General features: G+C 68.5%; 19 protein-coding genes. 14 read left to right on the top strand and 5 right to left on the bottom strand.

From position 1 onward, the window contains the following. The first annotated feature begins 105 nt into the window (after positions 1–105). Together FHW84_RS00970 and FHW84_RS00965 are read left to right on the top strand one after the other, a co-directional pair. Positions 106–597: a dihydrofolate reductase gene (locus tag FHW84_RS00970; protein WP_167252254.1), complete on the top strand. Its 492-nt coding sequence runs from the start codon at positions 106–108 to the stop codon at positions 595–597. Between the two features lie 32 nt (positions 598–629). Continuing rightward, positions 630–1,553 carry a Nudix family hydrolase gene (locus tag FHW84_RS00965; RefSeq protein WP_167252253.1) on the top strand — a complete coding sequence of 308 codons (924 nt, stop codon included), beginning with the start codon at positions 630–632 and terminating at the stop codon, positions 1,551–1,553. A 7-nt stretch (positions 1,554–1,560) separates the two neighbouring features. On the opposite strand, the gene coaE is transcribed toward FHW84_RS00965, so the two are convergent. From coaE to pilB, 4 genes are all read right to left on the bottom strand, one after another. Further along, positions 1,561–2,178: a dephospho-CoA kinase gene (gene coaE / locus FHW84_RS00960; RefSeq protein ID WP_167252726.1), complete on the bottom strand. Its 618-nt coding sequence runs from the start codon at positions 2,176–2,178 to the stop codon at positions 1,561–1,563. Continuing rightward, positions 2,178–3,038 carry an A24 family peptidase gene (locus FHW84_RS00955; RefSeq protein WP_167252252.1) on the bottom strand — a complete coding sequence of 287 codons (861 nt, stop codon included), beginning with the start codon at positions 3,036–3,038 and terminating at the stop codon, positions 2,178–2,180. The genes coaE and FHW84_RS00955 overlap by 1 nt, the downstream gene beginning before the upstream one ends. A 68-nt stretch (positions 3,039–3,106) precedes the next feature. Next, entirely contained in the window at positions 3,107–4,375 is a 1,269-nt protein-coding gene (locus tag FHW84_RS00950) for a type II secretion system F family protein (RefSeq protein WP_167252251.1), read from the bottom strand. Between the two features lie 139 nt (positions 4,376–4,514). Continuing rightward, positions 4,515–6,236 carry a type IV-A pilus assembly ATPase PilB gene (gene pilB / locus FHW84_RS00945; protein WP_167252250.1) on the bottom strand — a complete coding sequence of 574 codons (1,722 nt, stop codon included), beginning with the start codon at positions 6,234–6,236 and terminating at the stop codon, positions 4,515–4,517. Positions 6,237–6,437: 201 nt separating this feature from the next. Between pilB and FHW84_RS00940 the strand changes: the two genes are divergently transcribed. The 12 genes from FHW84_RS00940 to FHW84_RS00885 all read left to right on the top strand — a co-directional run bounded on the left by FHW84_RS00940 (position 6,438) and on the right by FHW84_RS00885 (position 18,299). After that, positions 6,438–7,631 carry a DegT/DnrJ/EryC1/StrS family aminotransferase gene (locus FHW84_RS00940; protein ID WP_343203546.1) on the top strand — a complete coding sequence of 398 codons (1,194 nt, stop codon included), beginning with the start codon at positions 6,438–6,440 and terminating at the stop codon, positions 7,629–7,631. 94 nt (positions 7,632–7,725) lie between these two features. Further along, a complete protein-coding gene (locus FHW84_RS00935; RefSeq protein ID WP_167252249.1) occupies positions 7,726–8,580 on the top strand; it encodes a glycosyltransferase family 2 protein in 855 nt (284 codons plus the stop codon). 42 nt (positions 8,581–8,622) lie between these two features. Then, the gene (locus FHW84_RS00930) at positions 8,623–9,744 is read left to right on the top strand and encodes a glycosyltransferase (protein WP_167252248.1); all 1,122 of its coding nucleotides are present in this window, start codon (positions 8,623–8,625) and stop codon (positions 9,742–9,744) included. A 34-nt stretch (positions 9,745–9,778) separates the two neighbouring features. Continuing rightward, the gene (locus FHW84_RS00925; protein WP_167252247.1) at positions 9,779–10,543 is read left to right on the top strand and encodes a class I SAM-dependent methyltransferase; all 765 of its coding nucleotides are present in this window, start codon (positions 9,779–9,781) and stop codon (positions 10,541–10,543) included. After that, positions 10,544–11,605, top strand: coding sequence for a glycosyltransferase (locus FHW84_RS00920; RefSeq protein ID WP_167252246.1), 1,062 nt, complete (start codon positions 10,544–10,546; stop codon positions 11,603–11,605). Positions 11,606–11,643: 38 nt separating this feature from the next. Further along, positions 11,644–12,645, top strand: coding sequence for a UDP-N-acetylglucosamine 4,6-dehydratase (inverting) (gene pseB, locus FHW84_RS00915; RefSeq protein ID WP_167252245.1), 1,002 nt, complete (start codon positions 11,644–11,646; stop codon positions 12,643–12,645). Positions 12,646–12,647: 2 nt separating this feature from the next. Beyond that, the gene (gene pseC, locus FHW84_RS00910; RefSeq protein WP_167252244.1) at positions 12,648–13,808 is read left to right on the top strand and encodes a UDP-4-amino-4,6-dideoxy-N-acetyl-beta-L-altrosamine transaminase; all 1,161 of its coding nucleotides are present in this window, start codon (positions 12,648–12,650) and stop codon (positions 13,806–13,808) included. Then, positions 13,805–14,518, top strand: coding sequence for a pseudaminic acid cytidylyltransferase (gene pseF, locus FHW84_RS00905; protein ID WP_167252243.1), 714 nt, complete (start codon positions 13,805–13,807; stop codon positions 14,516–14,518). Before pseC ends, pseF begins: the two co-directional genes overlap by 4 nt. After that, complete coding sequence (locus FHW84_RS00900; RefSeq protein WP_208399564.1) at positions 14,515–14,667, top strand: hypothetical protein; 153 nt, start codon at positions 14,515–14,517, stop codon at positions 14,665–14,667. The genes pseF and FHW84_RS00900 overlap by 4 nt, the downstream gene beginning before the upstream one ends. Positions 14,668–14,678: 11 nt before the next feature. Continuing rightward, a complete protein-coding gene (gene pseG, locus FHW84_RS00895; protein ID WP_167252242.1) occupies positions 14,679–16,244 on the top strand; it encodes a UDP-2,4-diacetamido-2,4,6-trideoxy-beta-L-altropyranose hydrolase in 1,566 nt (521 codons plus the stop codon). An 11-nt stretch (positions 16,245–16,255) separates the two neighbouring features. Further along, entirely contained in the window at positions 16,256–17,302 is a 1,047-nt protein-coding gene (gene pseI, locus FHW84_RS00890; RefSeq protein ID WP_208399563.1) for a pseudaminic acid synthase, read from the top strand. Position 17,303: 1 nt separating this feature from the next. After that, positions 17,304–18,299, top strand: a complete 996-nt coding sequence (locus FHW84_RS00885) for a hypothetical protein (protein WP_167252240.1) — start codon at positions 17,304–17,306, stop codon at positions 18,297–18,299. On the opposite strand, the gene FHW84_RS00880 is transcribed toward FHW84_RS00885, so the two are convergent. Next, the gene (locus FHW84_RS00880; RefSeq protein WP_167252239.1) at positions 18,286–19,560 is read right to left on the bottom strand and encodes a lipopolysaccharide biosynthesis protein; all 1,275 of its coding nucleotides are present in this window, start codon (positions 19,558–19,560) and stop codon (positions 18,286–18,288) included. The two genes, FHW84_RS00885 and FHW84_RS00880, sit on opposite strands and share 14 nt — an antisense overlap. Between the last annotated feature and the right edge of the window lie 3 nt (positions 19,561–19,563).

The raw sequence follows: 19,563 nt of genomic DNA, 5'->3' as shown, positions 1-19,563 counted from the left end.
GCCACCGCCCCGGCGGTGTTCGTGAGTACAATGCGCGGCTAGCGCGCGCCGACCCCCATATGGCCGCCCGTGCGTCCCCATACGGTTCGCTCATCTGGAGTCTTCATGGCCATTTCGCTCATCGCCGCGCTCGACGAGAACTCTGCCATCGGCCGCAAGGGCCAGCTGCCCTGGCACCTGCCGGACGACCTGCGCTGGTTCAAGGAGCTCACGCTCGGCAAGTTCGTGCTGATGGGCTACAACACGGCGGTGTCGGTCGGCCGCGCCCTGCCGGGCCGGACCAACCTGGTGCTGACGCGCAAGCACGAAGCGCCGTTCCCGGGCCAGGTCACCGTGCGTTCGCTGGAAGAGGGCCTGGCCCGCGCCGGCGGTACCGGACTGATGGTGATCGGCGGCGGCGAGGTCTACAAGGCGGCGCTGCCGAAGGCGCAGCGGCTGTTCCTGACCTGGGTGAACGCGGCGGTGGACGGTGCGGATACCTTCTTTCCCGGCGTGCATTTCAGCGACTGGACCGAACTCAGCCGCACCCATCACAAGAAAGACGCCGACCACGCCTACGACTTCGACATGGTCGAGTACGTCCGCAGCAGCATTTGAGCCCCGTTCCCCCTAGCGGCGCCATCCACGTCATGGCCGGCGTCCTGGTCGACCCGGCCGGACGCGTGCTGCTGGCGCAGCGGCCGCCGGGCAAGCACCTGGCGGGCGCGTGGGAGTTTCCCGGCGGCAAGCTGGAGCCGGGCGAAGCGGCCGGCGACGGGCTGGCGCGCGAGCTGGCCGAAGAGCTGGGCATCGCGATCGGCCCGGGCGAGCCGCTGACGCGGGTGCCCTGGGCCTATGGCGCCAAGCGCCTGCTGCTGGATGCCTGGGTGGTGCGGTGCTGGGACAGCGAGCCGCGGCCGCTGGAGCACACCGCGCTGCAATGGGCCGATCCCGATGCGGTCGATCTGGCGCTGCTGGCGCCGGCTGACCGCGCCATCCTGCAGGCGCTGCGCCTGCCGCATCGTTATCCGATCACACCGGCGGACCTGCCGCCCGCGGCCCATGACGCCTGCGCCGCCATGCTGCGCGATGCCCTGGGCCGCGGCGAGCGGCTGCTGCAGCTGCGCCTGCCGCTATGGCCGATGGAGCAGGTGAGAGCGCTGGCCGGGCAGCTGCTGCCGGAAGCGCGCAGCCGCGGTGCGCGGCTGCTGCTCAACGGCGATATCGAAGGCGCACTGGCCCTGGGTGTCGGCGTGCAATTGAAGGCCGCGCAGCTGAGCGGCAGCGAACGGCCCTTGCCCTGGAACCAGCCCGTCGGCGCGAGCTGCCACGATGCCGCCGAGCTGGCGCGGGCACTGGCGCTGGGGGCGGACTTCGCGACCGTGTCGCCGGTGGCCGTCACCGCGACCCATCCGGAGGTGCCTACGCTTGGCTGGGCCGCTTTCGCGGCACTGGCCGAGGCGGCGGCGCTGCCGGTCTACGCGCTCGGCGGCATGAGTCAGGCAGACGTGCAGCAGGCACGCACGTCGGGCGGGCAGGGCATCGCGGGCATCCGCGGCTTCTGGGGCGGCTGAGGCGCGCTCAGGTCCTGGTTTTGGCCAGCGCCAGATAGCGCTGGTGCAGGGCGGCTACTGCAGCATCCAGCGCGGCTTCTTCGCCGGTATTGGCGATCACGTCGTCGGCGATGGCGAGGCGTTCCTCGCGGCGCGCCTGGCGTTCGATCATGCGGCGTGCCAGCGCCTCGTCGATGCCGTCGCGGCGCATCAGCCGCTCCAATTGCGCGGCCTCGGTGCTGTCCACCACCAGCACGCGGTCGACCCAGCGGTAATGCGCGATGTTCTCCGCCAGCAGCGGAATCGCCAGCAGGCAGTACGGGCCGTGATCGGCGCCGGCGCGTTCGCGCAGCCAGCTGCGCACGCGCGGGTGGGTGATGGCTTCCAGCTGGCGCCGGGCCATGTCGTCGGCAAAGACGCGGCGGCGCATGGCGGCGCGGTCCAGTTGCCTCTCGCCGTCGAGCACGCCGGCGCCGAAGGTCTGCACGATGGCCGCCAGCCCTTCGCTGCCGGGCCTGACCACTTCCCGCGCGGCCACGTCGGCGTCGTAGACCGCGATGCCCAGCGCTTCGAAGCGCCGCGCCACCGCGCTCTTGCCGGAGGCGATGCCGCCGGTGAGCGCGACGACGTAAGGGCGCGGCGCGATCACCGCAGCCCGGTGATCTGCATGTAGGTGTGCAGCATCCAGTCGCCGGCCACGAACCACAGCCAGCCGGCCATGGCGATGAACGGGCCGAACGGGATCGGCACCTCGGCCTTATGCCGGCGCAGCAGGATCAGCGAACCGCCGATCACCGTGCCCACCAGCGAGGACAGCAGCACGATCGGCAGCAGCGCGCCGGCGCCCATCCAGGCGCCCATGGCCGCCAGCATCTTGAAATCGCCGTAGCCCATGCCTTCCTTGCCGGTGGCGAGCTTGAACAGCCAGTACACGCTCCACAGGCTGAGGTAGCCGATCGCCGCGCCGACGATCGCGGCGGTGGGCGTGACGAACATCGGCAGCAGGGTAAGCAGCAGGCCGATCCACAGCAGCGGGTAGTTGAGTTCGTCCGGCAGGTACTGGGTGCGGAAGTCGATGCCGGCCAGCGCGATCAGCAGCCAGGTGAAGGCCAGGCCGGCCAGCGCAGGCAGGGTGGGGCCGAACTTCCACACCACGATGGCGCTGAGCACGCCGCTCAGCAGTTCCACCAGCGGGTACTGGATCGAGATCGGCTCCTTGCAGTAGCGGCAGCGTCCGCGCAGCAGCAGCCAGCCGAACAGCGGCACGTTGTCGAACACCGACAGGCGGTGCTTGCACCTGGGGCAGTGCGAGGGCTCGCGCACGATGCCGGGCGGGCGGGGCGTGGTTTCGTCGGGGGGCAGCTTGAGCGTGTCCAGCGCCTGTTCGCGCCAGGCCGCTTCCATGCGCTCGGGCAGGCGCAGGATCACCACGTTGAGAAAGCTGCCCACCAGCAGGCCGAGCACGCCTGCCACGGTGATCCAGGCCCAAAGAGGAAGCTCAGGCATGCGTCGTCTCGATAGCTATAAAAAAAGCCCCCCTCTCCCGGGGGAGAGAGGGGCTCGGATGCGGAAGCTTACACGGTGCCCGCGAGCTTGAAGATCGGCAGGTACAGCGACACCACCATGCCGCCCACCAGCACGCCGAGGATCACCATGATCAGCGGCTCGAGCAGGGTGGACAGGGTGTCGACCGCGTTGTTGACCTCTTCCTCGTAGAACTCGGCCACCTTGAACAGCATGTTGTCCAGGGCGCCGGATTCCTCGCCGATGGCGGTCATCTGCACCACCATGTTCGGGAACAGGCCGGTCTGGCGCATGGCCAGCTGCAGCTGGTGGCCGACCGCGACGTCGTCGCGCATCTGCCGGACCGCGTCGCCGTAGACGATGCTGCCGGTGGCGCCGGCCACGGCGTCCATGGCTTCGACCAGGGGCACGCCGGCGCGGAAGGTGACGCCGAGGGTGCGGGCGAAGCGGGCGATGGCGGATTGGCGGAGGATGGCGCCCATCACCGGCAGCTTCAGCATCACGCGGTCGAGGAAGTGCGCGAACTTCTGCGAGCGGTTCTTGGCCATGACCAGGGCGACGATGCTGCCGACGATCACGCCGATCACCACGTACCAGTAGCTCTGCATGAACTGCGAGGCGGAGATCACGATCTGGGTCGGCGCCGGGAGTTCCGCGCCGGCGTCCTTGAAGGTCTGCTGGAACACCGGCACCACGAACAGCAGCAGGATCATGCTGACCAGCAGCGCCACCGCCAGCACCATCACGGGGTAGAACAGGGCCTTCTTGATCTTGCTCTTGATCGCTTCCATCCGCTCCTTGTAGGTCGCCACGGTGTCCAGCACCGTGTCGAGCACACCGGCGGATTCGCCCGCGTGCACCAGGTTGCGGTAGAGCTCGTCGAACTGGACCGGATACTTGGCCAGCGCCTCGTGCAGCGCGGCGCCGCCCTCGATGCCCTGCTTGACGTCGACCAGCATGTTCTTGAAGCGGACGTTCTTCTGGCCGTCGGCGATGATCTCGAAGGACTGCACCATCGGCACGCCCGACGCCATCATGGTGGCGATCTGGCGGCTGAAGATGGCCACGTCGCGCGGCTTGACCGTGCTGCCGGCAGCGCCGAAGAGGGGCTTGGACTTCTCGCGCACCGTCTGCGGGTTCATGCCCTGGCGGCGCAGCTCGGCCTTCACCAGCGAAGCGTTCTTCGCCGGCATCTCGCCCTTCATGCGCTTGCCGCGCTTGTCCAGCGCGACCCAGTCGTACATGGACATCTGGGTGACGGCGGCGCGCTCTGCGCCGCGGGCGCGAGCGTCTTTGGCTGCCGTGATTGCTGTGGCCATGCGGAAACTCCCCCTTCGAGCTTGCCGGCCAGGGGCCGGCGGCAAATTTGGTGCAGCTTATGGCAAATCTCTCAGGCAATCCGTGCCTTGGCACGCAACTCCAGTGCGGGCGGCGTCTCAGGCCGCCGCAGGAGCCGCGTCAGTCCTTGGTGACGCGGTCGATCTCGGCCAGGCTGGTCACGCCCTGCTTGGCTTTCAGCAGGGCCGAGGCGCGCAGGTCGTTGATGCCGGCGCCGCGTGCCACCTCGGCGATTTGCATGGCGTTGCCACCCTGCAGCACGATCTTCTGGATCTCCTCGAGCATGGGCATCACCTGATAGATGCCCACGCGGCCCTTGTAGCCTTCGTTGCAGTTGTCGCAGCCGACCGCCTCGTACAGGGTCAGGCCGGCGTCGATCTCTTCCTGGGTGAAGCCGGCGGCGAGCAGGGTGGCCGGCGGCAGGTCCAGCGGCTTCTTGCAGTCGTGCAGGCGGCGGGCCAGGCGCTGGGCGATCACCAGGGTGACCGACGAGGTGATGTTGTAGGGCGCGATGCCCATGTTCATCAGGCGCGAGATGGTCTGCGGCGCGTCATTGGTATGCAGGGTGGACAGCACCATGTGGCCGGTCTGCGCGGCCTTGATGGCGATCTCGGCGGTTTCCAGGTCGCGGATTTCGCCGACCATGATCACGTCCGGATCCTGGCGCAGGAAGGAGCGCAGGGCCGCGGCGAAGGTCATGCCGCGCTTGGTGTTCTGCTGGACCTGGTTGATGCCCTCGACGCGGATTTCGACCGGGTCTTCCACCGTGGAGATATTGCGCTCGTTGGTGTTGAGGATATTCAGCGCCGTGTACAGCGACACGGTTTTGCCCGAGCCGGTCGGGCCGGTGACCAGCACCATGCCGTAGGGCTTGTGGATGGCTTCGATGTAGAGCTGCTTCTGGACTTCCTCGTAGCCGAGCTTGTCGATGCCGAGCTTGGCGGTGGAGGCGTCCAGGATACGCAGCACGATCTTCTCGCCGAACAGCGTGGGCAGCGTGCTGACGCGGAAGTCGACCGAGCGGCTCTTGGAAAGATTGAGCTTGATGCGGCCGTCCTGCGGCACGCGCCGCTCGGCGATGTCCAGGCCGGCCATCACCTTCAGGCGCGAGGAGATGCGCGTGGACAGCTTCATCGGCGGGCTGGCCACCGCGCGCAGCATGCCGTCCATGCGCAGGCGCACGCGGTAGTTGGTTTCGAATGGTTCGAAGTGGATGTCCGAGGCGCCGCGCTTGATCGCGTCGACCAGGATCTTGTTGACGAACTTCACCACCGGCGCGTCGTCGTTCGCGTTGGCGTCGATGCCGGTGGTGTCGCCGTCGTCGTCGCCGGCTTCCAGCGCGAGTTCGTCGAGGTCGTCGCCGCCGAGGTCCGGCACGCTGGAGCTCATCGCGCTGAGCGCGGTCTCGATCACCCGGTGCAGCTGGGCGCGCTCGACCAGGATCGGTTCCACCATGCAGTTGGAGTGGAACTTGATCTCGTCCAGCGCATGCGACTGCATCGGGTCGGCGATGCCGACGAACAGGCGCTTGCCGCGGCGGAACAGGGGCAGGGCGTGGTGCTTGTTGATCAGCGCTTCGCTGATCAGGTTCAGCGGCATGCTGGCCGGCTGCAGCGAGGAGACGTCCATCGCCGGCATGCCGAATTCGGCCGAGGCGAGCTGGGTGAGCCGGCTGCTGTCGATCAGGCCGTGGTCCAGCAGCCAGGCGGTGAGCGTGGTCTTGGCCTGGGCGGAATCGAGTACCGCCTTGCGCACGTCCGGCTCGGGGAGCACCCCTTCGGATACCAGGCGCCGGGCCATGCCGGACAGCCCTGCCAGTGACGGTTGCATTTGCGTCGCCATAACCTGAATGTCGCCCAGCCCCCTGATTGACGGGGAATTTACCGCAGAAGCCGCGCCAGTACACCCGTGCCCGGCCCATTTGCGTGAAATCCAGCACATTGGATTCCCATAAGCGTGGCGTCCGTCAGGGTTGTGACGCCGCCATGGACGCCGCCGTGAAAGTTCGTATACAAAAGCGGCCTTTCCCCAGTGGTCGCCATCGTGTCCAACGCCGAACCCATGCAGCCGTTCCTGATCTTCGGAGCACCCCAGATCGGCGAGGAAGAAATTGCGGAAGTCGAGGCCTGCCTGCGCTCGGGCTGGCTGGGCACGGGGCCGCGGGTGGCGCGTTTCGAGCAGGATTTCGCGCAGTGGCGCGGGGTGCGCCCCTCGCAGGTGGCCGCGGTCAATTCCTGCACGGCGGCCATCCACGTGAGCATGGTCGCCGCGGGACTGGAGCCGGGCAGCGAGGTGATCACCACGCCGCTGACTTTCTGCGCCACGGTCAATGCGATCCTGCACGCCGGCCTGACCCCGGTGCTGGCCGACGTGGACCCGGTCACCCAGAACCTGGACCCGGATGCCATCGAAGCGGCCATCACGCCGCGCACCCGGGCCATCCTGCCGGTGCACTTCGCCGGCCGCCCCTGCGCGATGGACCGCATCATGGCCATCGCGCGGAAGCACGGGCTGATGGTGATCGAGGACTGCGCCCACGCCATCGAAACCGAGTTCCACGGCCAGCCGGCCGGCACCTTCGGCGACTTCGGCTGCTTCAGCTTCTACGTCACCAAGAACGTGGTGACCGGCGAGGGCGGCATGATCCTGGGCCGCAGCGAGGAACAGATCGCCCGTGCCCGCATGCTGGCCTTGCACGGCATGAGCAAGGACGCCTGGCACCGCTTCGGCGACAAGGGCTACAAGCACTACCAGGTGGTGGAGTGCGGCTTCAAATACAACATGATGGATCTGCAGGCGGCCATCGGCATCCACCAGCTGGCCCGCGTGGAGCGCAGCTGGGAGCGCCGGCAGCAGCTGTGGCGCCGCTACGACGAAGCCTTCGCGGACTTGCCGATCGGCCTGCCGGCCGCGCCGGAAGCCAATACCCGCCACGGCTATCACCTCTACACGGTGATGCTGGACGAGCAGCGCTGCGGCATCAGCCGCGACGATTTCCTGGAAGCCATGAACGCCAGGCGGATCGGCACCGGCGTGCACTATCTGTCGGTGCCCGAGCACCCCTATTACCAGGACCGCTTCGGCTGGCGCCCGGAGCAGTGGCCGCATGCCATGCGCATCGGCCGGCAGACCGCGAGCCTGCCGCTTTCGCCCGCGATGAGCGACGCGGACGCCGAACGGGTGATCGAGGCGGTCACCGAGATCACCACCCGCGGCCAGGCGCGCAAGCGCGGCTGAGGCCGCGCCGGGGCCTCCAGGCGCCGGAATCCGTCGATTCCCGCGCAGCCCGCCCGCCCCGGGCAGGCTATGATTGCCATTACGAGAGGGGCGCATGAAATCACTGAGCATCATCCTGCCTGCGAAGAACGAGGCCGCGGCACTGCGCGGCCTGTTGCCCAGGCTGCGCGAGGCCGCGCCGGACGCGGAAATCATCGTGGTCGACGACGGCTCCACGGACGACACCCGTGAGCTGTGCGCCAGCCATGCCATCACCTGCCTGTCCTCGCCGTACTCGATGGGCAACGGCGCCGCGATCAAGCGCGGCGCGCGCGCCGCCGGCGGCGACATCCTGGTGTTCATGGACGGCGACGGCCAGCACGATCCGGCCGACATCGCCCGCCTGCTGCAGCACCTGGAGCAGGGCTACGACATGGTGGTGGGCGCGCGCGACTGGGAAAGCCAGGCCGGCGTCGGCCGCGGCGTGGCCAACACCATCTACAACTGGCTGGCCACGCGCATGACCGGCCACGCCATCCTGGACCTCACCTCCGGCTTCCGCGCGGTGAAGGCCAGGCAGTTCCGCGAATTCCTGCACCTGCTGCCGAACGGGTTTTCCTACCCGACCACCAGCACCATGGCGTTCTTCCGCAGCGCCTATCCGGTGGCCTACATGCCGATCAAGGCGGCCAAGCGCATCGGGCACAGCCATATCCGGCCGCTGCGCGACGGCGTGCGCTTCCTGCTGATCATCTTCAAGATCGCCACGCTGTACTCGCCGCTGAAGCTGTTCGCGCCGGCCAGCGCGGTGTTCTTCCTGCTCGGGCTGATCAACTACGCCTGGACTTTCCTGCACGAAGGCCGCCTCACCAACATGAGCACGCTGCTGTGGAGCGCCTCGGTGATCGTGTTCCTGATCGGGCTGGTGTCCGAGCAGATCACCGCGCTGACCTACAAGGCGCGGGACTGACGCATGCCCGCGCTTGCCGGCCGGCCGCAGCGGTGACCACGCATGGCTGAATCGATGGTCGTGATCACCAGCTCGTTTCCGATCCGCGGAGACGGCAGCGAGGCGGCGGGCGCCTTCGTGGCCGACCTGGTCGAGGAACTGGCGCGGCAGGCCGCGGTGCGCGTGGTGGCGCCGGGTCCGCGCGACGAGCGCGAGCAGTACGCGCCGAATATCGAAGTGATTCGCTACGCGGCGCCGGCGAAGCCGCTGTCCACGCTGAAGCCGTGGCGCCCGGGCGACCTCTACTGGCTGGCCCGTGTGCTGCGCGGCGGCATGCGCGCCGCGCGCGCGGCCGTCGGCAGCGGCAAGCCGCGCGTGCTGGCGCTGTGGGGCCTGCCCTGCGGCGAGTGGGCGCGCCGCGTCGCCGCCAGCCGCGGCCTGGCCTACACCGTGTGGCTGCTGGGCAGCGACGTGTGGTCGCTGGGCCGCGTGCCGGTGCTGCGCGGCATGCTGGGGCGGGTGATCCGGCAGGCCGGCAAGGCTTATGCGGACGGCTACGTGCTGGCCGACGACGCCCGCAGGATCGCCGGTATCCCGGTCGACTTCCTGCCCAGCACCCGCTCCATCGGCACGGCCGGCGAGCCGCCGCCGCCGCGGGCGCAGGCGCCATATCGGCTGCTGTTCCTGGGCCGCTGGCATCCGAACAAGGGCGTGGACCTGCTGCTGCAGGCGCTGGGCCTGCTCGGCGATGCCGACTGGCAGCGCATCGAACAGGTGGAAATCCAGGGCGGCGGCCCGCTGGAGCCGGCCGTGCGCGAGGCCGTCGAGGCCTTGCAGCGCGCCGGGAGGCCGGTGCTGCTCGGTGCCTTTCTTTCGAAGGACCAGGCCGAAGCCGCCATCGCACGGGCCGACTGGCTGCTGATCCCCTCGCGCATCGAAAGCATCCCGGTGGTGTTTTCCGACGCCATGAAACTGGGCCGGCCGGTGGTGTCGATGCCGGTGGGCGACCTGCCGCGGCTGGTGGAGGAACTGCGCTGCGGTGTTGTCGCCCAGGCCGTGTCCGCCGAAGATTACGCGCGGGCGCTGGCCGCCGCCGTGGCGGCGCCTACCGGACGCTTCCTGCCAGGCACCGAAGCCGCCGCCCGCTTCGACCTGCGGGCCATCGCCCGCACCTTGCTGCACTGAGACCGGCTGCATTGAGACAGGCTTTGCTCCGCATATGAACGACAACCGCCAGACCTGGGACGAACGGGCGCGGGCCCTCGGCGCCACGCGCCGCGGCGTGCTGTTCAAAGGTTTCACCGACGAGGCGAACGGCCGCCTGCACGACTGGCACGCCTGGCTGGTGCGCGAGATGTTCGCCCCGGCGATCGGCGCCGAAGGCGGCGCCGTGCTGGACCTGGGCTGCGGCTACGGCCGCCTGTCGCAAACCCTGGCCACGGCCCGCCCGGATCTGTTCGTGGTCGGCCAGGACATCAGCGGCTGGTACTGCCAGCGCATGGCCGAAGCCGGCGGTGGAGCGGTGCTGGCCGACCTGCGCGCGCTGCCGTTCCGCCCGCGCAGCATGGCCGGCGCCATGGCCGTCACCTCGCTGATGTATCTGGACCGCCCCGAAGTCGGCGCGGCCTTCGCGCAGATCGCGGCGATGCTGCGGCCTGGCGCGCCGCTGCTGATCGTGGACCCGGGCGAGGAACTGCGTTCGCTGATCGGCCGCCTGGCCGGCAACCGCGTGGCCTCCGCCACCGGCGGACGCGGTTTCCGGCGCGAGGAATACATCGCCCTGGCCCGCGCGGCCGGTTTCGAGGTGCTGGGCAAGGGCGGCAATCCGCGCGACAGCGCGCTGCTGCTGGCCACCGCCGGCGGCCGCGTAGGCTGGGGCCTGGCCAGCCGGCTGGCCGGCCGGCAGAGGCCGCGCGCCGGCGGCTATTCGCCGCTGGCGCTGCATCGCTGGCTGCTGCTGAAAGCGCCCGGCGAGGGCCGCTGAATGGCTGGCAGCGCCTCTGACGTCGAGCTTTACCCGGCGCGGGAGCGCGTGGCCGATCCGGTTTGCTCCATCTGTATCGCCAATTACAACGGCACCGGACTGCTGGCCGAATGCCTGGATTCGATCTTTGCCCAGGCGGCCGAGATCGCACTCGAAGTGCTGGTGCACGACGACGCTTCCACCGACGGCTCGGTGGAGTGGCTGCGCGAGCGCTATCCACAGGTGGAACTGCTGGCGGCGCGCAGCAATGTCGGCTTCTGCATCGGCAACAACCGGATGGTCGCGCACGCACGCGGCCGCTACGTGCTGCTGCTGAACAACGATGCCGCGCTGCAGCCCGGCGCGCTGCGCGCCCTGCTCGGCGTGGCCGCGCAGCAGGCCACGCCCTGCATTGCCACGCTGCCGCAGTACGACTGGGCTTCCGGCGAACTGGTCGATCGCGGCTGCCGGCTGGACCTGTTCTACAACCCCGTGCCGAACCTCGACGTGGCGCGCCGCCAGGTGGCGATCACCATCGGCGCCTGCCTGTTCCTGCCGCGCAGCCTGTGGGAAGAACTGGGCGGTTTCCCCGAGTGGATGGGCTCCCTCGCCGAAGACATGTACCTGTGCTGCCTGGCGCGCCTGCGCGGCGTGCCGGTGCTGGTGGCGCAGGAAAGCGGCTATATCCATCGCCAGGGCGCCAGCTTCGGCGGCAACCGCGTGGACGCCGGCCGCCTCAACACCACCTTCCGCCGCCGCCGCCTGAGCGAGCGCAACAAGACCGCGGTAATGGTGGTCTGCACGCCGACGATCGCGGTGTGGCCGCTGCTGACCCTGCACGCCGCCGCGCTGCTGCTCGAAGGGCTGGCGCTGGCGCTGGTCAAGCGCGATGCGCGCGTGTGGAGCGAGATCTACCTGCCGACCCTGCGCTATATCGCCAGCGACTTCCGCGCGCTGCGCCAGCGCCGGCGCGTCGCCCAGGGCATGCGCCGGGCCAGCCTGGCGGCCTATCTGCGCGACGTCGTGCTGTTTCCGCGAAAACTGAGCATGCTGGGGCGCTATGGCATTCCGCATATCCGCTGAGCCGTCCCATTCCACGAATTCCGCTGAGGTTGCATCCCATGTTTGACGGCAAGTCCATCCTGATCACCGGCGGCACCGGCTCCTTCGGCAAGCAGTACGTGCAGACCCTGCTCGGCCGCTACCAGCCGCGGCGCGTGGTGATCTATTCGCGCGACGAACTGAAACAGTACGAGATGCAGCGCCAGTACGACGCGCCCTGCATGCGCTACTTCATCGGCGACGTGCGCGACCGCGGCCGCCTGGTGCAGGCCATGCGCGGGGTGGACTACGTGATCCACGCCGCCGCGCTCAAGCAGGTGCCGGCGGCGGAGTACAACCCCACCGAATGCATCAAGACCAATATCCACGGCGCGGAGAACGTGATCCACGCGGCGCTGGAGAACGAGGTCGCCAAGGTGATCGCGCTGTCCACCGACAAGGCGGCCAATCCGATCAACCTCTACGGCGCCACCAAGCTGGCCTCCGACAAGCTGTTCGTCGCCGCCAACAATATGGCCGGCGGCCACCGCACCGTCTTCTCGGTGGTGCGCTACGGCAATGTGATCGGCTCGCGCGGCTCGGTGGTGCCGTTCTTCAAGCAGCTGCTGGCCGAAGGCTGCGATGCGCTGCCGCTGACCGACGCGGCGATGACGCGCTTCTGGATCTCGCTGCAGCAGGGCGTGGACTTCGTGCTGAAGAATTTCGAGCGCATGCACGGCGGCGAAATCTTCGTGCCGAAGATCCCCTCGGTGCGCATCGTCGACCTGGCCCGCGCGATGGCGCCGCAGATGGCGCACAAGATCGTCGGCATCCGCCCCGGCGAGAAGCTGCACGAGATCATGTGCCCGGCCGACGACTCGCATCTCACGCTGGAGTTCGACGACCATTACGTGATCCGCCCCACCATCACCTTCTTCAACCGGCCCAACGATTTCGCCGTCAACGGGCTGGGCGAAACGGGCACCCCGGTGCCGCAGGGTTTCGAATACAACTCCGGCACCAACCCGCATTTCCTCGATAACGACGGCATCCTGCAGCTGCACCGCGAGGCGGGGATCTGAACATGATTCCCTACGGCCGGCAGGACGTGACCCAGGACGACGTCGACGCGGTGATCGAAGTGCTGCATTCGGACTTCCTCACCCAGGGTCCGATGACGCCGAAGTTCGAAGCCGCCGTCGCAGCTTATGTCGGCGCCGGCTTCGGCGTGGGCGCGAACAGCGCCACCTCGGCCCTGCACGTGGCCTGCCTGGCGCTGGGGCTGGGCGAAGGCGACTGGCTGTGGACCACGCCGATCACCTTCGTCGCTTCGGCCAACTGCGCGCTCTATTGCGGCGCCCAGGTGGACTTCGTCGATATCGACGAGCGTACCTACAACCTCTGCCCGGTCAAGCTCGAACAGAAGCTGATCCAGGCCAAAGCCGAAGGGCGTTTGCCCAAGGTGGTGGTGCCGGTGCATTTCTCGGGGCAGCCCTGCGACATGCGCGCCATCCATGCGCTGGCGCAGACCTATGGCTTCAAGATCGTCGAGGACGCCTCGCACGCCATCGGCGCGCGCTATCTGGGCGAGCGCATCGGCAACAGCCGCTACAGCGACATCACCATCTTCAGTTTCCATCCGGTGAAGATCATCACCACCGTGGAAGGCGGCATGGCGATGACTAACGATGCCGCGCTGGCCGAGCGCATGGCGCTGTTCCGCGCGCACGGCGTCACGCGCGATCCGGCGCGCATGACGCACGCTTCCGACGGCCCCTGGTACTACCAGCAGGTGGAGCTGGGCTACAACTACCGCATGAACGATCTGCAGGCGGCGCTGGGCATCAGCCAGCTGGGAAGGATCGACGCTTACCTGGAACGCCGGCACGAGCTGGCCGCACGCTACGACCGCCTGCTGGCCGGCCTGCCGCTGACCTTGCCGTGGCAGCATCCGGACGGCTATTCCGGCCTGCACCTGTACACCGTGCGGCTGCAGCTGGACCGCATCCCGCGCACGCGCCTGGAAGTATTCGAAGCGATGCGCGCGGATGGCATAGGCATCAACGTGCATTACATCCCGGTGCATACGCAGCCTTACTACCGCGAGCACGGCATGGCCGGGCGCGAGTTCCCCGAGTCGGAGCGCTACTACGCGGAGGCAATCACGCTGCCGCTGTATCCGATGCTTACCGATGCGGCGCAGGACGAAGTGATCGCGTCGCTGCGCCGGGCGCTGGGCGTATGAATCTCGCGGTGATCCCCGCGCGCGGCGGCAGCAAGCGCATTCCGCGCAAGAACATCCGTGCGTTCTGCGGCAAGCCGGTGATCGCCTGGTCGATCGAGGCGGCGCGGCGCAGCGGGTGCTTCGAGCGGGTCGTGGTGTCGACGGACGACGAGGAGATCGCCGCGGTGGCGCGCTCGTTCGGTGCCGAAGTGCCGTTCCTGCGTCCCGCGGAGCTGGCCGGCGATCACGCCGACACGGTGTCGGTCATCCGCCACGCCGTGGGCGAGCTGCAGCGGGCAGGCGACGCGCCGCGCAACGTGTGCTGCATCTACGCCACCGCGCCGTTCGTCGAAGCCGGCGATATCGAGCGTGGCTTGCACATGCTCGATACGGGCGACTGCGATTACGTTTTCCCGGTCACCACCTTCCCGTTCCCGATCCAGCGCGCCCTGCGCTTGTCGGCGCAAGGGCGGGTGGCGATGTTCGTGCCGGAGCATGCCGGCACGCGCTCGCAGGACCTGGAAGAAGCCTGGCACGACGCGGGCCAGTTCTACTGGGGCCGCGTGCAGGCCTGGCTGGATGGCGTGGGCATTTATGCATCGGGCGCGGGGCTGGCGATTCCGCGGCACCGCGTGCAGGACATCGATACGGAAGAAGACTGGATCCGCGCGGAATGGATGTTCCGCGCCCAGCGTGCGGCGCAAGGCAATCACGAGGCGGAACAGGCATGACCTACAAGACCGGGCAGGAAGCGTTCTGCGGCGAGATCATGGGCCGTTATCCGGACCTGCGCCTGATCGACTACGGCTTCGCCTATCGCCGCGGCTCCAGCTTCCCGCAGGACGACATCACCTGGTTCCTGCTCGAAAAGACCGCCTAGCGGGCGATGGCATGAAAGCAGCCTTTCGCGCCGATGCGTCGTTCCAGCTGGGCAGCGGGCATGTGATGCGTTGCCTGGCGCTGGCGCGTGCGCTGCGCGAGGAGGGAGCTTCGTGCCGGTTCGTTTGCCGCGAGTTGCCGGGGCATCTGGGCGCGCGGATTGCTGCGGAAGGTTTCGAGCTGGCCTTGCTGCCGGCCGATGGCGAAGCGGCTGCCATGGATGAGCGTGGCGATGCCGAGGCGACGATCGAGGCGCTCGGCGGCAGCGTCGACGTGCTGATCGTGGATCACTACGCACTGGATGCCCGGTGGGAACAGGCCTTGCAGCCCCACGCCGGGAAACTTGTGGCGATTGACGATCTCGCCGACCGGCCGCACGTTGTGCAGATGTTGATTGACCAGAATGTCGGGCGCCGCGCCGAACACTATGCGGGGCTGGTGCCTGCCGATTGCCGCGTGTTGGCCGGCCCGCGTTACGCAATGTTGCGCGAGGAGTTCCGGCGGCAGCGCGAGTTCAGTCTCGCGCATCGACGTGATGCGTCGATGCGCAAGATCGTGATCAGCATGGGCGGCGGCGATCCAGCCGATGCCACGCTGCATGCGCTGGAAGGCCTGGGCCGGGCCGAGCTGCCGGATGATTGCCTGGTGGTGGTAGTGCTTGGCGCTCAGGCCACCTCGGGCGCACGTGTGCGGGCGCAGGCCAGGCGCAGTCCTTGGCCGAGCGCATTTCTTCACGATGTGAAGGATCTTGCCTCTCCGCTCGCGGCATGCGATCTGGCCATTGGCGCCGCAGGGGTCTCCGCGCTGGAGCGCTGCTGCCTCGGGCTGCCCTCCTTGCTCGTCGTCCTCGCCGACAATCAGCGTGCGGGAGCTCAGGCGCTGGCGGAGCGTGGTGCAGCGATCGTGTTGGGCGGTCCTGACGAGATTGCCGATGCCATTCCCGGGGTCATCCAGGACGTGTTGGCGAAAGACACCTGGCGCGCCATGTCATCGGCGGCCTCCAATGTATGCGATGGCCTTGGCCTGCAGCGCGTACGCATCTGCATCGAGGACCTGGCATTACGCCCATCCTCCTCGCACGAAGCCACCGTCAGGCCGATGCGCCCCGACGACCTCGACGCCGTACTGTCCTGGCGCAACCACCCCGACGTGCGCCGCCACATGTACACCACGCACGAGATCGGCATCGCCGAACACCGCGCCTGGTACGAACGCAGCGCGGCCGATCCGCGCCGCCATCTGCTGATCGTCGAGCAGGCCGGCCAGCCGCTGGGCTTCGTGCATTTCACCGAAGCCGCCACCGACGATGTCGCCGACTGGGGCTTCTATGCGGTGCCGGGCGCGCCGCCCGGCACCGGCCGCCGGCTGGGCGCCGCGGCGCTCGATCACGCGTTTGGTACCCTTGGCCTGCGCAAGGTCCGTGGCCAGGCGCTGCTGTCCAATGAACGCTCGCAGGCCATGCACCGCGCGCTGGGCTTCACCGGCGAGGCGCTGCCGGAACCGGGCCATCCCGTGGACAGCGTCGGTTTTGGCCTGACCGCCCGCCAATGGCGCGAACGGGCTCCGGTATCGAGGTAAGGATGAGTCAGATGCATATCACCATTGCCGGGCGCCGCATCGGCGCCGACCAGCCGCCGTATGTGATCGCCGAACTGTCGGCCAATCACAATGGCAGGCTCGATACCGCGCTGCGCCTGGTGGAAGAGGCCAAGGCCTGCGGCGCCGATGCGATCAAGCTGCAGACCTACACGGCCGACACCATCACGCTCGATAGCGATGCCGAGGATTTCCAGATCAAGGACGGCCCCTGGGCCGGCCGCACGCTGCACGATCTCTACCAGGAAGCGCATACGCCCTGGGCCTGGCACGAGGCGCTGTTCGCGCGCGCCCGCGAGGTGGGCATCACCATCTTCAGTTCGCCGTTCGATGCCACCGCGGTGGACCTGCTCGAATCGCTGGGCGCGCCGGCCTACAAAATCGCTTCGTTCGAAGCGGTAGACCTGCCGCTGATCCGCTATGTGGCGCGCACCGGCAAGCCGATGATCATTTCTACCGGCCTGGCCGACCAGGACGAGATCCAGGAGGCGATCGACGCCGCGCGCTCGGGCGGCTGCAAGGAGCTGTGCATCCTGCATTGCGTCAGCGGCTATCCGGCGCCGGCAGGCGACTACAACCTGCGCACCATCGGCGACATGGCCGGGCGCTACGGCGTGCTCACCGGACTGTCCGACCACACGCTGGGCAACGCCACGGCCATCGCCAGCATCGCGATGGGCGCCGTGCTGCTCGAAAAGCACTTCACCCTGGACCGCAGCGGTGGCGGCCCGGACGATGCGTTCTCGCTGGAGCCGGAAGAACTGCGCGCGCTGTGCCGCGACACCAAGGTGGCGTGGGAAGCGCTGGGCCGGGTGGACTACGGCCGCAAGTCCAGCGAGCGCGGCAATCTGAAATTCCGCCGCTCGCTGTACTTCGTCAAGGACCTGCAGCCCGGCGACGTGATCGGCGCCGATGCGGTGCGTTCGGTGCGGCCGGGCTACGGCCTGGCGCCGAAATTCCTGGACGAGGTGATCGGCAAGACGGTGCTCAAGGCGGTGCACGCCAACAGCCCCGTCGGCTGGGATAGCATCGAACGCTGACGTGGCGCGCATCGCTTCCATCCTGATCGGCTTCACGCCGTTCCACCTGCTGCCGATGCTGGAACTGGCGGGCGAGGCGCAGGGCGAGCTGCATCTGTTCCATCCCGATCTGCGCGCGGACGTGCTGCACGCGCTGGGGCCGAAGGTTTCGTATCTGGGCGGCTGCGATGCGCCGCGCGGGCCGCGGGTACTGCGCTATCGGCGCGCCGGGCGCGAGATCGACCGCATCCTGCGCGAGTACGACGACGTGGCGCTGTATGCGCCGCATCCGTTCAATCCGCTGGCGAACTACGCGCTGTTCCATCCGCAGGCGGGGCGCCGCTACATCTACCAGGACGGCATTCTCAACTACTACGACGCGCGCAGCCCGCTGGCGTCGTGGAAGTGGCGGCTGCGGCAGAAGGCCAAGGCCGCGCTGGCGGGCATGCCGTATACGGTCTACCAGGGGCATCTGAGCGGCGTAGATGCATTGCCGGTCGCCGGCGGGTACTTCACGCATCCGGACATGATCGCGCGCGCCGCGCGGTTTCCGCTGGTGAAGCGCTTGCGGCTGGCCGCGGCAGCCGCGCCCGATCGGCCGGCCGAAGGCGGCGTGCTGTTTCTCGATCAGCCCATCGAGCAGGTGGTGGGCAATGACAAGGCAGCGTTCCTGCGCGCGCGCACGTTTGCCTACGTGGAGCGTCTCGGCGGCAAGGTGATCTACAAGCCGCACTACACGCAGAAAGCGGTGGCGCCGCCGCCGCGGTGGCGGATGCTCGACGAGGCGCTTGCGGCATTGCCGGCGGAAGAAGTGGTGGCGAAGCTGGGCGTGAACCAGGTGGTCAGCTACTTCACGTCGGCCTTGGCGAATATCGTGGTGGCGTATCCGGACATCGCCTGCCACGCCACGGCGGCGGACGCCGTGCCGATCACCATCGATGGACGTCCGTCGACGCTGGCGGAACTGTTCGAAGGTTTCGGCGTGCGCGTAGTGCGCTTCGACGCTAAGCCGGACTGACACCGCGGCGGCGTTGCCGCCAGATCAGGCCCCACACCAGCAGCACCAGCAGCGCCTGCGTGGAAAGCAGCATCGCGGCCGGTCCGGCCAGGCCGAAGCGCGGCATGGTGAGCACCGCCGCGACCGCCATCACGCCCATGCCCAGCGCCTGCACGCCGGTGCGCAGATGGCGCCGCTGGCTGGTGAGCAGGACGTTACAGCCCAGCGTGTACAAGCCGTACAGCAGCGGCCATGGCGCGAGCCACCAGGCCAGGCGCGTGGCGCCGGCAAAACCCGGCCCGAGCAGCAGCGGCAGCAGATAGGCGGCGGCGAAGGCGCCGAACGCCGCGAGCACACCCCAGGCCACGTTCACGCCGATCAACGTGCGCAGCAGGTGCGGGTTCGAGCCGGATTGTTCGAGATCCGCGCGGAACAGCCGGGGCAGGGCGGCGGCGCCCACCGCGGTGGCGGGCATGGCGAGCACGGCGACCAATCGATAAGCGGAGCCGTAGATGCCGGCGATCTCGCTGCCGGCCAGCTGCAGCACCAGGGTCTTGTCCAGCGAGGTCATGCCGGTATCGGCCAGCCGCATCAGCGAGAACGCGGCGCCTTCGCGCACATCGCGCGGCTGCAGCGCGAAGCGCTCCGGTGCCGGCGCGAGCTTGCGCCGCACCAGCATCACGGCGGTGAGCGCGGCGAGGATCGACGAGGCCGCATGGAAGGGCAGATAGGCGCCGATGCTCGCCGCGCCCGGCATGCACGAAAACGCCGCCACCGCGGCGAGATTGCCCAGCGGCACCAGCGAGAACAGTGCGCCGGCCCAGCCCATGCGCTCGTGCGCCTGGAACGCGTAGCTGGAGACGATGGTGAGCGGCACGCACAACAGTTCCGGAATGCCGATGGCGACATACATCGCCAGCGTGCCTTCGCGATGGAACAGCGCGAACGCTGCGCCGATAAACACCAGCAGCAGTCCCGCGCCGGTAAGCAGGGCCATGCCCAGTGCATTCTTCCAGGTGGCGGCGAAGCGTTCCGGGGCGCGCGAGGTGTCCTGCAGCATCAGCACCCCGAAGCCGAAACCGGTGAGCGTGCCCAGCGCCGTGGCAAGGCCTGCCATGCCGGCGAACAGGCCATAGCTGGACGGACCGACCTGGCGCGCCAGCACGATCATCCACAAGGCCTGCCCTGCGACGCGCAGTCCTTGCCACGCGACCGCCAGGCTGGCATTGCGCGCCAGCACGCTGTGCCGCCATCGCGCGATCAGGCCGGACAGCGGCTTCATGAT

Origin of the sequence: Dyella sp. SG562 (assembly GCF_011759495.1) — a bacterium.
Lineage (GTDB): Bacteria > Pseudomonadota > Gammaproteobacteria > Xanthomonadales > Rhodanobacteraceae > Dyella_D > Dyella_D marensis.
The sequence above is the reverse complement of the archived record's forward strand: the minus strand, read 5'-3'. Positions and strand labels throughout refer to the sequence as shown.